Source organism: Candidatus Avoscillospira sp. LCP25S3_F1, from assembly GCF_052117125.1.
Taxonomy (GTDB): Bacteria; Bacillota; Clostridia; order Oscillospirales; family Oscillospiraceae; genus Avoscillospira_A.
In genome coordinates, this window is the sequence record NZ_JBQKJT010000002.1 from 79,959 (window position 1) to 94,084 (window position 14,126).

The 14,126-nt window shown below is 59.1% G+C and carries 12 protein-coding genes; 1 reads left to right on the top strand and 11 read right to left on the bottom strand.

Features of this window, described 5'->3' with window-relative positions:
• Positions 1-56 precede the first annotated feature (56 nt).
• Entirely contained in the window at positions 57-1,442 is a 1,386-nt protein-coding gene (locus ACTQ33_RS02120) for an MATE family efflux transporter (RefSeq protein ID WP_441461732.1), read from the top strand.
• Between the two features lie 62 nt (positions 1,443-1,504).
• On the opposite strand, the gene ACTQ33_RS02125 is transcribed toward ACTQ33_RS02120, so the two are convergent.
• The 11 genes from ACTQ33_RS02125 to ACTQ33_RS02175 all read right to left on the bottom strand — a co-directional run bounded on the left by ACTQ33_RS02125 (position 1,505) and on the right by ACTQ33_RS02175 (position 14,118).
• Positions 1,505-2,719 carry a hypothetical protein gene (locus tag ACTQ33_RS02125; protein ID WP_441461733.1) on the bottom strand — a complete coding sequence of 405 codons (1,215 nt, stop codon included), beginning with the start codon at positions 2,717-2,719 and terminating at the stop codon, positions 1,505-1,507.
• Positions 2,716-3,729, bottom strand: a complete 1,014-nt coding sequence (locus tag ACTQ33_RS02130; protein ID WP_441461735.1) for a carbohydrate kinase family protein — start codon at positions 3,727-3,729, stop codon at positions 2,716-2,718. The genes ACTQ33_RS02125 and ACTQ33_RS02130 overlap by 4 nt, the downstream gene beginning before the upstream one ends.
• Before the next feature lie 154 nt (positions 3,730-3,883).
• Complete coding sequence (locus ACTQ33_RS02135; protein ID WP_441461737.1) at positions 3,884-5,140, bottom strand: ROK family transcriptional regulator; 1,257 nt, start codon at positions 5,138-5,140, stop codon at positions 3,884-3,886.
• A gap of 75 nt (positions 5,141-5,215) precedes the next feature.
• Complete coding sequence (locus ACTQ33_RS02140; protein ID WP_441461739.1) at positions 5,216-6,526, bottom strand: ABC transporter substrate-binding protein; 1,311 nt, start codon at positions 6,524-6,526, stop codon at positions 5,216-5,218.
• Positions 6,527-6,537: 11 nt separating this feature from the next.
• Positions 6,538-7,206 (bottom strand): response regulator transcription factor, encoded by a 669-nt coding sequence (locus ACTQ33_RS02145; RefSeq protein WP_441461741.1) that lies wholly within the window; start codon positions 7,204-7,206, stop codon positions 6,538-6,540.
• Entirely contained in the window at positions 7,199-8,527 is a 1,329-nt protein-coding gene (locus ACTQ33_RS02150) for a sensor histidine kinase (protein WP_441461743.1), read from the bottom strand. Before ACTQ33_RS02150 ends, ACTQ33_RS02145 begins: the two co-directional genes overlap by 8 nt.
• Entirely contained in the window at positions 8,505-9,461 is a 957-nt protein-coding gene (locus ACTQ33_RS02155) for a substrate-binding domain-containing protein (RefSeq protein ID WP_441461745.1), read from the bottom strand. The genes ACTQ33_RS02150 and ACTQ33_RS02155 overlap by 23 nt, the downstream gene beginning before the upstream one ends.
• A gap of 80 nt (positions 9,462-9,541) precedes the next feature.
• Complete coding sequence (locus tag ACTQ33_RS02160) at positions 9,542-10,540, bottom strand: ABC transporter permease (RefSeq protein ID WP_441461746.1); 999 nt, start codon at positions 10,538-10,540, stop codon at positions 9,542-9,544.
• A gap of 18 nt (positions 10,541-10,558) precedes the next feature.
• Positions 10,559-12,043: a sugar ABC transporter ATP-binding protein gene (locus ACTQ33_RS02165; RefSeq protein ID WP_441461747.1), complete on the bottom strand. Its 1,485-nt coding sequence runs from the start codon at positions 12,041-12,043 to the stop codon at positions 10,559-10,561.
• Between the two features lie 123 nt (positions 12,044-12,166).
• Positions 12,167-13,189, bottom strand: coding sequence for a sugar ABC transporter substrate-binding protein (locus ACTQ33_RS02170; RefSeq protein WP_441461749.1), 1,023 nt, complete (start codon positions 13,187-13,189; stop codon positions 12,167-12,169).
• Positions 13,190-13,431: 242 nt separating this feature from the next.
• On the bottom strand, positions 13,432-14,118 hold the full coding sequence (locus tag ACTQ33_RS02175; RefSeq protein ID WP_441461751.1) for a D-lyxose/D-mannose family sugar isomerase: 687 nt from the start codon (positions 14,116-14,118) through the stop codon (positions 13,432-13,434).
• Positions 14,119-14,126 lie beyond the last annotated feature (8 nt).

Here is a 14,126-nt window from a genome sequence, read left to right on the forward strand (position 1 = left end):
GGAAAATCGGGTATACTGGTCCATGACACGCAGACAAATCTTAATGAGGTGATTCCTTGTTCTCCTATTTGAACCGCGGCGGCGCGTTTTACCGCAATGTGGCAAAGCTGGCCCTGCCCATCGTCCTGCAAAACCTGTGCACCACCCTGCTGGGTCTGGTGGATACCTTCATGGTGGGCGCGTTGGGAGAAGCGCCCCTGGCAGCGGTGCTGGTGGCCAACATCCCGGTGTTTATCATTCAGCTGATTATCTTCGGATTGCAGAGCGGCTCGTCGGTACTGATCAGCCAGTTCTGGGGCAAAGGGGATACAGACTCCATCAACCGGGTCATGGGTCTGGGCGCCTATGTGGCCGGGGCCATTTCCCTGCTGTTCGCGTCGGTGATGTTTTTCTTTCCGGTGCAGCTCATGGGATTGCTGGCCGACAACGCCGAACTGGTGCCCCTGGCGGCCCAATACGCCCGTATCGTGGGCTTCTCCTATATTTTCAACAGTCTGACGGGCATTTATGTGGGCGCCCACCGGGCCATGGAGAACCCCAAGCTGGGCACCATCGTCTTTGCCTGTTCCATGGCGGCCAACACCTTCCTCAACTGGGTGTTTATCTTCGGCAACCTGGGCGCACCGGCCATGGGCGTGCGGGGCGCAGCTTTCGCCACGCTGCTGTCCCGGATTCTGGAATTTATCATTATGATCAGCTACGCCCTGACCAACCGGCGGTTCCGCATGAAACCGGCGCTGATGGTGCGGCCCGGCAAGGTATTGATTCAGAAATTCCTCCGTTACTCCGGCCCCGTGGTCCTCAACGAAACCCTGTGGGGCGTCGGCGCGTCCATGTACAAGGTGGTCATGGGCCATATGGAGGGCTCCACGGAGATTCTGGCGGCCCGGGCCCTGGCGGGCAACGTGGAGGACCTTTGCACCGTCATCGTCTTTGCCATTGCCGGTACCACGGCCATTATCATCGGCCGGGAAATCGGTGCGGGACGGCGGGACTCAGTCTATGAAATCGGCGCCACCCTGGACACCCTGGGCTTTTTCTGCGGCCTTGTCATCGGCTTGCCCATGGTGGCCTGTGCCTGGCTGGTGTTCCCGGACCTGCTGTACCCTTTCTTCCACCTGTCCCCCGCTGCCGGACGCATCACAACGATGATGCTGACGTTCATCGGTTCCCTGCTGGCCTTGCGATCCTTTGAGACCGTAAATATTGTCGGCGTTCTCCGAGGCGGCGGCGATGTACGGACGGCCACAGTCATCGATCTGATTCCCATGTGGTGCGTGTCCATTCCCCTGTCGGCCCTCTTCGGTCTGGTGCTGGAATGGGGCATCTTCTGGGTCTATGTGGGCATGGTCAGCGAATATTTCATCAAATTTACCGTGGGCCTCATCCGGCTGCGGTCCGGCCGCTGGATTCGGGATGTAACGCGTCTTTCCGAACCGTAACTTCCATCCTAATGCGCAACAGGGCGTGCTGCCACCGGCAGCGCGCCCTGTTTTGATCGGATTCAAACAATATTGTGCAGCGCCGCGCCCCGAACCTCGTCGGCGGCCCGACGCAAATCAGCCACGGTGCAGCCGTCCAGGATTTTGCCGTAGAACTGCTCCACCAGTGCTGTAAAGGGGTGATCCATTGGCAGTTGGGACACCTCAGCCAGGACTTTGCGGCAGGCATCTGCCGTCTTCTCCCAGCCCGCCTCCTGCACATAGCGCCGCACACCGGCGGCAGCGCCCACAGCCATATAGGCAGGCATCACGTCCATGTCCACAGCCAGCTTGGCCGCACCCACCAGACGGTCCTCCGGCGACAGCTTCCGGCCCGGATCGCCGCCCACTCTGGCGCAGGTATCGCCCAAGGCCCGATTGGTAAACCGCCGCAGCAGGTCCATCTTGTGGAGCATCAGCTGATCCATGGGGACCGCATACCGCTTGGACAGGGCCATCAGACTTTCCTCCATGGCCCCCTCCGTGAGAATGCGGATGTCCGGGTTGTCGATGGCCTGCCAGATGTAGGGCAGTCCCAGCAGATCGCCCAAATAGGCGCAGGTGGCATGCCCCATGTTGTGGAGGTACAGCTTGCGCTTGATGTAGAAATCAAAGGGCGCGAAGGGCACCATGCCCGGCAGCTCCGGCGGCTGTCCTTTGAAGGCGGCCCCGTCCACCGGCAGATAGCCATAGCGCTCCACACAAACCCGCAGCGGGTCTCCGTCCTTCATCTCCTCGGTCTGCACCGGCACCATGCGGCCGATGGATGCCTCCACCAAGCCCACAGTCTCGTCGAATTTCCGGCACTCCTCCTCCGTCAGCTGTTCCTTGAGCATCCGCTCCAGAATCCGGTTGGCGTCCATGAGGTTTTCACAGATGATGATATTCAACGGCATATCGGTACGCTGCCAGCGTTTGCGCAGACCCGCCACGATATTCCCCACAATAAATTTAAGGATTCTCGCGCCCACGGCCGTAGCCATGATATCACAGGCGGCGATGGCCTCGGCGGCGGCTTCCTGGTCGTTGCCGTTGACCGCCGTCACCGGCGACACCATCACATCCTCATAGCCCTGGCTGGACACGTAGCGGACAGGGTAAGCACCCCGCTTCTGCAAGCCCTCCACCACCGGCTCGGCCACATCGATAAATGTGACGGCGCAGCCAGCCTGGCTGAACAACGCACCAATAAATCCGCGGCCGATATTGCCGCCGCCGTACATAACCGCCTGTTTCATTCCGCATTCCCTCCGTACTGCTCATACAGTTTCATGACCTCTTCCACCGTGCCAACACCATCGGACGCGCCGGGACGGCTCAGAGACGCCGCCGCCGTACAAGCGGCCAGCTTCAGTGCCGCATCCAACGCCATGCCCGTCTCCGCACCGTAGAGGATACCGGCGCAGAAGGCGTCGCCCGCGCCCACAGTACCCTGAATGTAGCCCTTGGGCAGCGTCAGGCTGGGAACCCGGTGGAACGTTCCCGCCGCGTCCAGGGCGCAGCCCATCTCCGGACAGTGGATGACGGCCCAGGTGGACACGCCCAGGTCGAAAAGCGCCCGCAAGGCGGTTTCCATGTGCTCCGGGTGGAGCGTTCCGGCATCGTCCCGCAGCACCACGCCGGTGGTCTGCTGGGCTTCCAGCTCATTGATGATGCAGTAGTCGGTGTACCGCAGAGCCGGGGTCACCAGACGACGGAACCGGTCACCGGCCTCGCTGACCACGTCAATGGACGTCTTGAACCCCCGCTGCTGGGCTTCGTGGAGCAGTCGCGCCATGGCGGTGCCGTACTCCGGGTCCTCCCGATCCAGGGCAGGCAGCAGCAGAATGTAGCCGATGTGGAACAAATTCACGTCCAGCTTGTCCCAGTCGATGTACGTCTCGTCATACTGGGCGTTGGCACCGGCGTACTGGAAGAAGGTCCGTTCCTTCGTCTGGTTGTTGCTCATAACCGCCGTAAAGGAGGTCCGTCCCGTGCGGCGAATCATGGACAGGTCGATGTTCTTGTATTTGCCGAACTCCTCCATGACCAGCTCCCCCTCTGGGTCATATCCCACGGCACCGGACGCCACCAGATGGAGCGTCGGGTCCAGCCGGGCCAGGTCCACCACCGTGTTGCAGACCGCGCCGCCGGTGGTATGACAGATGCCCTCGGTGATGTGGGTCAACTCACTCTGCCGGGGCCACGTCTCGATGGGATAGGTGATGTCCACCAGAATGTTTCCCGCGCAGCAGATGCCCTTCTTCACATTGACTCACCCTTTCCAGCGGAACCGCTGGCTTCGGTACCGCCATTTATAAATTCATTTTAATAAATAATGCCATTTTTTCTGTGCAAACTCATTGTACCATAGGAACTCGCGGAGTTCAACGGAGCATTTTGCACACATTTACAAGTTGATTTTAAGAATTCAGCACAATTGCCTCGTCTCCGTCGGTGGACAAGCCGCCGCACCGGCACAAAACGGCCTCCTCCAAAAAGGCGTCCATGGCCAGCGTCACACCGCCTTTGACAAAGGCCCGGTCGCCAAAAGCGGTCAATTCCACCGCTACCGTGTGGCCGTGGGGCGGATAGGGTGTCCGCCGGACCTGCTCCCGGATGGCGTCGGCAAAGCCCGCCTGAAAGGCCATGGGACCGGACAGGACAATGATTTCCGGGCTGATGGTATTGATGATATTCCGCAGCGCCATGGCCACATAGGCCGCTGCTTCCTCCACCGTCCGGCGGCAGATGGGTTCCCCCTGCTGCGCCAGATCAAAGACCTGTTCCAGCGTCAGATGGGGGCCTTGGGACGCGGCCCGGGGGTCCAGCGTCATGCGCCACCGCTTCCGGACCAGCTCCACCAGCACGTCGCCGGAGACCACGGTCTCCAGACAGCCGTACCCGCCGCAGGCGCAGGGCGCGCCGCCGGTGACCACGGTGGTGTGGCCGATTTCTCCGGCGCCGTCGCAGAAGCCCCGCAGAACCCGGCCGCCGTACACGCAGCCGCCGCCGATGCCCCGGGTGAAGAGCCCCAGCATATAGGACGTCTCCCGTCCGGCGGAAACGCCGTAGAGCGATTCGGCCAGGGCCGCCGCGTTGGTCTCCCGGTCACAGCAGACGGGCATCTTCAGCCGCCGGGAGAGGATCTCGCAGATGGGCACATTCTTCCACAGGGGCATATTGGGGGGACTGCGCAGAACACCGGCCTTGGAATCCAACGGCCCCGGCAGGGCCATCCCCATACCCAGGACCCGCTCCAGGGGCACCCGCTGATCGGCCAGCAGCGCCCGAATCACGGTTTCCAGCTCCTGCAAGGTCTCCTCCACGCCCCGCTGGGCGTCGAAGTCCATGACCCGTACCGCTTGGATATTCCCTCGGAAATCGGCCAGGCCCACCACCAGACTACAGTTGTTCATCTCCACGCCGAGACTGTAAAAGGCGCAGGGGTTGACATCCACCATGACGGCCCGCCGTCCCAGCGCCCCGGTGCTGTCGTGGCCCGCCTGACACAGAATCCCGGCTTCCACCAGACCGTTGGACAGATTGGTGACCGTGGCCACGGTCAGTCCCAGCTGTTCGGCCAGGGCCGTCCGGGAGATGGGGCCCCGGCGCTGTACCGTCCGGACCACCTGCATCAGATTAAAGCGTTTCATCACGCCGCTGTTGATTTTGCGCATGAGGTGTTACCTGCCTTCCTGCCGTTCCAGTTGGTTCCATGATAGCATGGACTGGTCTCCGTGGCAACGGTTGTCCTATTGCTGCAAGTAGGCGTCCACCTCATGCTGGAGAATTTTCATCTCGCTGTCCACCACATTGTCGGCATCCAGCAGGGTGTTGATTTTGCTGTTGGCCAGGGACATGGCCTGCTCGTACTTCTTGAACTGCGGCTCGATGCAGCCTTCTTCAATGACACGGCTCAGCAGCGCGCCGCTGATGACGCGGTCGCCTTCGTCCATATCCTCCTGCAAAATGGCCTCCACCTGCCGGGAGCCGGTGACGGATTTCAGCACCGACGCCCCCTGAGACTGGCGGAAAATCTCCGTCTGGATGGTGGGATCACAGGTCAGCAGCTTCAAAAACTCCCAGGCCAGCTGTGTCTGGCGGGTGTTGGCGCTGATGCCCATGAGCAGCGTATCCACTTGGGAAATGTTGTCTCCCTGGCTACCGGCGGGCATGGTGATGCAGTCCCACTGGAAATTGCTGTAGCGCTTGATCTTGTAGGGATACGTCTTATAGGTCCGATACTCGGCAAAGGTCAGGGGCATAAAGGCCACCTTACCGGCATTGAAGTCCTCCTGGGTCACGGTCTGGCCCTGGTACAGCTCCTGAAGCTGCGCGATGAATTTCACCGCCTGGACCGTCTTTTCGTCACCGAAATAGCTCTGGGTCCCCCCCTGGTTGAACAGGTCGGCGCCGTTGCTGTGGGCCGCCTCCAGCCAGCCGTAGTTGTAGGTTCCAAACTGGTCCAGAATGCCGTCGCCGTTGATATCCTGGGTGACCTGGCGGCAGATTTTATAGAATTCCTCCCACGTCCAGTTTTCGTCCGGGACCGTGATGCCCTCCTTGTTCAGCAACGTCTGGTTGACGAACATAAGGGTGGGCACCGTCTCGTAGGGCAGGGCATACTGGGTCCCGCCGTACTGGCCCGACACAAAGGCGCTGGTAAAGTAGGCGCTTTCGTCAAAGGTGTCATCCGCCGCCATCAGCGGTCCCAGGTCCTTTAGAATGCCCATGGAGGTAAACTGGTGAAAATCGGAGCCCAGGACCATAAACACGTCGGGCGTCTCGTTGCGCAGGAGTTTCCGGGAAAACCACTCGGAATAATCGTCCTTGTCCACGCCGCTGTAGTAGTGGATGCGGACGCCGGGATGGGCCGCTTCAAAGGTCTCAATGGCCTGGTCGATGATGGTAAAGCTGTTGGCGTTGGCCACGTCCCAATAGCTGCCGGTGAACATGCCGAATTCCAGCACCACTTCCCGTTCCCCACTGGCGTAGGCGGCGCCGCCGGCCACGGCGGCCAGCACCGCCGTCCCCAGCAGCACACCGATCCATTTTCGTTTCATCCGCTTCCCCCTCAGTCCAGATTCCGCTGGGACGCATGGCTCTGGACAGCCCAGATGGCCAGTTGGGTCCGGTCCCGCAGCTCCAGCTTGTTGAGGATGGAGCTGAGATAGTTGCGCACCGTACCGTCAGACAGGCGCATGACCTCGGCAATCTCCTTGTTGGTGGCGCCCCGCTCCACCTGGGCGATGATCTTCCATTCGGTTTTCGTCAGTTCCTCCACGGCCCGGGTCCCCACTGGGATGGTGTAGTCGGCCTGGGCCATATGGGAAAAGAACTTTAAGACCTTGGTGGCAATATCCGGGTTGATCATTGCCCGGCCGCTGTGGACCACCTTGATGGCGTTTTCCAGCTCGTCCATGGAAACGCCCTTGAGCAGGTAGCCGCTGGCGCCGTATTTCAGAGCATTGAACACATACTCATCGTCGTCAAAGGTGGTCAGAATGACAATTTTAATTTCCGGATATGTCTCCTTGATAAGCTTGGTACACTGAACGCCGTCCATTTTGGGCATACGGATATCCATAAGGATGACGTCGGGCCGCTGCTGCCGGACGCACTGCATGACCTCCTGGCCGTCGGCGGCCACGCCGATGACCTGTAAATCCGGCTTGCTGTTGAGAACGATTTCCAGGCTCTGGCGGATCAGCTCCTGGTCGTCGGCGATGAGAATTTTAATCATACGTTTCACTCCATCGGATGGGGATGCGGGCTGTGACGGTGAATCCATCCGAACCGTCAAAGGTCACAGTCCCCTGCAACATTTCAATCCGTTCTTTCATGTGCCGTGTGCCGAAGCCCTTTTTGATCTCCGCCGCACCCACGCCGTTGTCGTGGATCACCAGCAGCACTTCCTGTTCCCGGCGGCTGAGGGTAATCCAGATTTCCTTGGCATGGCCATGGCGGACGGCGTTGGTGATGCCCTCCTGAATGACGCGATAAATGGCGTTTTCCTCGTCGGCGTCAAACTGCAGCCGTTCCTGATCGGTCTGGAAGTGAATCTGCACATCGGAAATCTGGCTCATGGCCTGGACCATTTCCTCAATCGCCTGCCGGAGATTCAGCCGCTCCAGGGCGTCGGGCCGCAGCTCATTGACCGACCGGCGCACATCCTTGATGCCCTCGCGGCTGACTTTGGACAGCAGCTCCAGCTGCTTTTTCGTCTGCTCCGGCGACACCTCCACCAAGGCCAGACAGGCATCCAGGCCCGCGGCAATGCCAGTGAGCGTGTGACCCAGCGTATCGTGAATCTCCCGGGCCAGCCGGTTGCGTTCCCGGGTCTGGGCCATGCGCTCGGACATATCGGCATATTGGAGCAGCTGCTGGTTGGCCGATTGCAGCTCTTCATAGAGCTGGTTGACCTTCTCAATGGTGCCCCGCTGCCAGTCGATTACGCAGATGCAATAGGCCACAAACAGGACAATATTCAGCGACGTCAACACATTATTGATACTGAACAGGTACTGCTGGACGTCGGCCGTATAGTATTGGATATAGTCCGACACCCGATACAGCGGCAGATAGATGGACAGCAGATTGTAATCGGCCAGCAGATAGCCGCAGATGGCCAATGCCGCCACCAGCAGCTTGGCCTTGCCGTCACGGACGTTGGCCACCACATTGGCAAAGACCAGCAGCACTACGCCGTTATAGTTGAAGTCCAGGCGGTAGATCAGCAGAGCGCAGACCACCACATCCAGCGCCAGTGTCACCGCCGTCCACGGTCCCTGATGGTGCTCCAGCCACAGAATCCGGGCCACAAAGGTCGCCGCCAGAACCCCCATAAGCACCATGCAGAACAGCAGGTCCTCCCTGGGGTCCGCCGGAATAGTCACCACAGTATCCAGAAACGTGCGGGCATTGTATTGGGCGCAGATGCGCTGGGTGGTGTCGTATACGAAAAAGCAGATGGCAAAGACGGCGACGCAGTTCAGGGCCAGCATGGCCCCCTGGAGCGTCCAAATGCGCCGCTGGTTGCTCTCATTCCCATTCGTTGATCTCATAATACTCCAAATTATCCTCTGTGATAAGATGTGGTTCAATGCTGATGTACGGTTCCACGGTCTGGCCGTCCAGATAGGCGTAGGCCGTCTCCGCTGCCACCCGGCCAATGGTGCCGGGGCTCTGGGTACTGGTGCCGGAAACGTATCCCAGCTCCAGCATGGCCTTGAAGTCCGGAGAACCGTCGATGCCGTAGATCAGAACGCCTTCATCCTCCAGCCGGTTCTGCTGCAACGCGGCCAGCGCGCCCAATGCCGACGGGTCATTGCCGCCCAGAATCACCTCAAAGTCAAACTGCCCGCCCTCCTGTGCAATTATCTCATTGACCACATCCGCGGAGATTTCAAACTCACCGGCAGACGTCTCCACATATTGGACCCGGAAGTTGGGATTGTCGCCGATGGTGTCGACGAACCCCTGAATACGGTTGACAATGGACATCTGCACCGGATTTCCCAAAACCAGAATATCCCCCTCGGTAATCTGCGTCATCATTTCCCGGGCGCAGAAGACGCCGGCCTGATAGTTGTCGGTTTCCACCACCGACACCACATACTCTGTATCCTGCACCACCGTGTCCACGTTGATGACCACCACGCCCGCCTCCCGGCAGGCCTCCAGGGCCGGTTTTACCTCAATCCAGTCCGCCGGATTGAGAAACAGCACGGAGATGCCCTCGTCGATCATCTCGAGAATCTGTTCATTCTGCTTCTGCTGATCCTGGCAGGGGTCCCGGACGATGAGAATGTCGCCGTTGCTCTCCACAACGCTTTCAATGGCGTTGTGGAGCACGTCAAAATAGGGGTTGTTCCGCGTCATATAGGTTGCCCCGAATATCCGGGGATCGTTTTGAGCGGACAGCTCCGCCGTCAGGCTGCACCCTGTCAGCGGTAACAGTGCCAGCACCAGGGCGGTCCATTTCCAGAATTGCTTCATGCCGTTTGTCTCCATATGCGAATATAGGGCAAAAGCCCCTCCCGCACCGGGCGGGAGAGACTGTTGCTCCATGGAAGTCGTTATCTGCCGGCCTTCTTGTTCCGCAGGAAGTCCACATAGACCGCCAGCAGAATGACAAGGCCCTTGACGATGTATTGCCAGTTGGAATCGACGCCCAACAGGTTCAGGCCGTTGTTCAGGACACCGATGATAAGAACACCGATGAGGGTACCGCCCAGGCGGCCGGAACCACCGCTCATGGACGTACCGCCGACGACGACCGCGGCAATGGCGTCCATTTCAGCGCCGTCACCGGCTGTGGGCTGACCGGAGTACAGGCGGGAGGCCACCACCATACCGGCGATACCTGCCATAATACCAGTATAAGTATACACCAAGAACTTGACTTTTTCCACATTGATGCCGGAGAATTTTGCTGCCTGGGCGTTGCCGCCGACAGCGTAAATATGACGGCCCAGGTGGGTACGGTTGACGATGAGCACCGCGATGACAAAGACGACCAGCATCAGAATGACGGGAACCGGAATGGGGCCGACATAACCGGCGCCGGGGAACTTGAACGCGTCGGTCATGCAGCGGATGGGGGCGCCGTTGGTGTAGACCAGGGCGATGCCCTTGGTGATGTTCATGGAAGCCAGGGTCACAATGAAGGGGGGAATCTCGGTCTTGCTGATGATCAGACCGTTAAACATACCCACCAGGCCGCCGACAACGATGCAGGCAGCAAAGCCGGCCACGGCGGCAACGGCCTGAGCGCCGGCGGTCTCGCCGCCCATGGCGGTGGTGATACCGGCGGCCACGCAGCCCGACAGGGCGATGACCGTACCAACGGACAGGTCGATGCCGCCGAGGATGATGACCATGGTCATGCCGGTGGCCAGGAACAGGTTGGAGGCGTTCTGGCGCAGAATATTGAAGATGTTCTTACCCGTCATAAAGGTGGTGCGGGTGGTGGGGAATGCCACCAGGAAAATGCACATTGCCACCAGGGCAATGATGATACCGATGTTGTCTTTCAGATATTTGACAACCGGATTCGTGCTGTTGAGTCTGTTCATGAATCCAATCCTCCTCACTTACTTGGCAGCCAGCTGCATAATCCGCTCCTGGGTTGCCTCTTCGTGGCCCAGGCAGCCGGTGACCTGGCCATCGCACATGACATAGACGCGGTCGCTCATATTGATGATCTCGGGCAGTTCCGAAGAAATCATGATAATGGACATGCCCTGCTTCACCAGTTCGTTCATAATGGCATAGATTTCCGCCTTGGCGCCCACGTCCACGCCGCGGGTGGGCTCGTCCAGAATCAGAATCTTGGGATTGGTGGCCAGCCAGCGACCGATCATAACCTTCTGCTGGTTGCCGCCGGACAGGTTGCCGATGATCTGCTCCTGCGACGGTGTCTTGGTAGCCATCATATCAATATATTTTTGCGTGATCTGCCGCTCTTTTGCGGAATTCACACCCAAATGCCGGATAAATTCACCCAATACCTCAATGGTGGCGTTGAACCGGACGCTCATGACCCGGTACAGGCCCTCCTCCTTGCGGCTCTCGGGAACCAGGGCGATGCCGTATTTCATGGCATCGATGGGCGACTTGATCTGGACCTTTTTGCCCTCCACATAAACATCGCCGCTCATATTGGGAGCCAGGCCGAAGATGGCCTTCATGGTCTCGCTGCGTCCGGCGCCCACCAGGCCTGCGAAGCCGATGATCTCGCCCTTGCGCAGTTCAAAGCTGGCGTCCTTGGACATCTTGCCGTCGGAGATGTGGTCGCACTTGAGCACCACTTCGCCGGGTTCCAGATAGTCGCGGGTGTAGTAATTGGTCAGCTCGCGGCCCACCATCAGGGCAATGAGATCGTCCTTGGTGCTCTCCTTGACCACCTTCGTGCCCACGGTCTCGCCGTCGCGCATCACCGTAACGCGGTCGCAGATCTCCTCCAGCTCGCTCATTTTATGGGAGATATAGATAATGCCGACTCCCTTTTTCGTCAGGGTGCGCATGGTTTCAAAGAGGAAGCCCACTTCCTTGTCGGAAATGGACGAGGTGGGCTCATCCATCACCAGAATCTTGGACTGGAAGGAAATCGCTTTCACAATCTCCACCATCTGCTGCTGGGCGATGGTCAGATGCTCCACCAGCATATCGGCATCGATATTCATATCGTAGGTGTCCAGGAGCTTTTGTGCCTCCTGGGACATTTTCCGGCGGTCAATGTTGAACTTGCCGCCCATTTCACGGCCGAGGAAAATATTTTCGGCCACAGTCATATAGGGGACGAGGACCAGTTCCTGATGGACGATGGACACGCCGGCAGCACGAGCCGCCACAACGCCGTCAATGTCCTTCTTCTGGCCATCGATGTAGATTTCGCCTTCTTCGGCATGGTAAATGCCGCCCAGAACCTTGATCAGCGTCGACTTGCCGGCGCCGTTTTCGCCGAGAAGCGCATGGACTTCTCCGGCTTTCAGCTGCAAGCTCACGTTTTTCAGCGCCTTGACGCCGGGGAAGGATTTGCTGATCCCTTTCATTTCCAGTAAATACTGCTCACTCATAAATCGCCACCACCTCTCGCGGATTTCGTCGAATACTACGCTTTGGAAAAGGGCTTTGCCCCGTCGTTGGGGCAAAGCCCTTGCCTATGTACGCTATACGGTCAGATGTACAGCGGCTGTCGATTATTGCCAGCCGTCGGTGCCGTAGTCGGCAACGTTGTCAGCGGTGATGAGGAAGGTCTCGATGGGGATGAACGCCTCCACTTCCTCGCCATTCAGCCAGCTGTAAGCGGTCTCAGCAATGGTCTTGCCGATGGTCATGGGGGACTGAGCGCCGGTGCCCTCCATCATGGTGCTGCCCAGCAGAGCCTTCACGTCGGGGGAACCGTCAACGCCGTAGATCATGGGGCTCAGGCCGGCGGCATCGGCAGCGGTGTAAGCGCCCAGGGCCGTGGGATCGTTGCCGCCGAAGATGGCGACGACGTCGGGGTTGGCAGTCAGCATATCGGTGGCCTTCTGGTTGGAGACCTGCTGGTTGCCCTGGCCGTCCTGCTGGCCAACGATGTTGAAGGTCACGCCGGACTCCTCAATGGCGTCCAGGAAGCCGTTGACACGGTCGGTGATGGACTGCATGGTGGGGCTGTCCAGAACCAGGATGTCGCCGCCCTCGGGAACCTTCTCAGCCAGGTCCACGCCGCAGACGTAACCGGCGTTGTAGTTATCGGAACCGGCGTAGGACACCAGATAGCTCATGTCGCCCACCTGGGTGTCAAAACCGAACATGGGGATATCGGCATCTTTCAGCATATCCAGCGCGGGAATGATGCCGTCGGCGTCAACGGGGTTGACGAACATAACTTCCACACCACGGGAGATCATATCCTCGATCTGGTCGATCTGGGTGTTGGAGTCGTTGGCAGGGTCCATGGAGATCAGGGTGTCGCCGTTGGCCTCCACAACCTCACGGATGGAGTTCTCCAGAGCCACAAAGAAGGGGTTAGTGCCGTCCATGCAGGTGTAGCCAAAGATGCGGCCGCCCTCGGAGCTGGTGTCGCCGCCCTCGGTGCTGGCGTCGGTGTTGGCAGTGTTTTCGGTGTTGGCGGTATCCTCCGTCGCGGTGTCGGCGGGGGCCTTCTCGGTGCTGCAGCCGGCAGCCATGGTGGCGATCAGTGCGGCGGCAGAAACGATGCTGATGATCTTTTTCATTTTTATTCCTCCTGACAGTAGTTTGAAACGGCGGTCGGGCCGTTCCTGCAATTTTGAATTGCACCCGCATTATATCCAACCCCGGGCCGTTGCGCACCTGTATTTTGTAATAAACCTCACATGACATTTGTCATTTTTTGTGCATATCGTGTAATGTATACAAAAACGCTTTTCTGTTTTTAGTCATATTTACAATCAATAATCCCCTGTCCGCCAACTGGTGGACAGGGGATCGCGTTCGATTATTTGGCTGCGGGATACTCGTTGCACAGCAGGCGGTAAGGCTTCTCGTCCTCCTCGATGGCCGGGAAACGGCCTGCAGGGGGATTGAACCGGTTATCGGTGTTATCGTCGTTGCACTGGCTCACCTCGCCCAGCAGCACGGGGCCGGTGCCGGGCTCCACGGAGAAGTCGTGGTACATCCGCTGCCGGACGTAGATACTCTCGCCGGGCTTGAGGCGGATTTGGGTACCGGCAGGTACATAGCGGGCATAGCCGTCGGTCTGCACCAGCACGTCGCTTTCGTAGTCGATTTCCTCATTGGGCAGGGAGTTGTAGACGCGGATGAGCACGTTGCCGCCGCCGCGGTTGATGATATCCTCGGTCTTGTACCAGTGGAAGTGGTTCAGGGCGTACTGGCCCTCCTTGAGGTACAGCAGCTTCTCGGCGTAGACCTTGGGATACCGGTCGGCCATCTGCCGGTTGCCGTTGCGGATGGTGATGAGGGAAAAGCCCACCTTGTCGAAATCCCCCTGGCCGTAATCGGTAATATCCCAGCCCAGCATACAGTCGCGGACCTCGTCATACTCGTGGCCCTTGTTCTCCCACTCCTCCGGGGTAAAATGGCAGAACGGCGGCAGATAGCAGTGGTACGTTTCGCACATGGCTTCCAGCTCTTTCAGCGCCTTGTTGATCTCGGAACGCTTCATAACGTCAC

Bases quoted from the DNA above. Each gene is read 5' to 3' on its own strand.
- ACTQ33_RS02125 (WP_441461733.1), bottom strand. From the start codon at position 2,719: ATGAAACAGGCGGTTATGTACGGCGGCGGCAATATCGGCCGCGGATTT.
- ACTQ33_RS02135 (WP_441461737.1), bottom strand. From the start codon at position 5,140: ATGCGCAAAATCAACAGCGGCGTGATGAAACGCTTTAATCTGATGCAG.
- ACTQ33_RS02140 (WP_441461739.1), bottom strand. From the start codon at position 6,526: ATGAAACGAAAATGGATCGGTGTGCTGCTGGGGACGGCGGTGCTGGCC.
- ACTQ33_RS02145 (WP_441461741.1), bottom strand. From the start codon at position 7,206: ATGATTAAAATTCTCATCGCCGACGACCAGGAGCTGATCCGCCAGAGC.
- ACTQ33_RS02150 (WP_441461743.1), bottom strand. From the start codon at position 8,527: ATGAGATCAACGAATGGGAATGAGAGCAACCAGCGGCGCATTTGGACG.
- ACTQ33_RS02155 (WP_441461745.1), bottom strand. From the start codon at position 9,461: ATGAAGCAATTCTGGAAATGGACCGCCCTGGTGCTGGCACTGTTACCG.
- ACTQ33_RS02160 (WP_441461746.1), bottom strand. From the start codon at position 10,540: ATGAACAGACTCAACAGCACGAATCCGGTTGTCAAATATCTGAAAGAC.
- ACTQ33_RS02165 (WP_441461747.1), bottom strand. From the start codon at position 12,043: ATGAGTGAGCAGTATTTACTGGAAATGAAAGGGATCAGCAAATCCTTC.
- ACTQ33_RS02170 (WP_441461749.1), bottom strand. From the start codon at position 13,189: ATGAAAAAGATCATCAGCATCGTTTCTGCCGCCGCACTGATCGCCACC.
- ACTQ33_RS02175 (WP_441461751.1), bottom strand. From the start codon at position 14,118: ATGAAGCGTTCCGAGATCAACAAGGCGCTGAAAGAGCTGGAAGCCATG.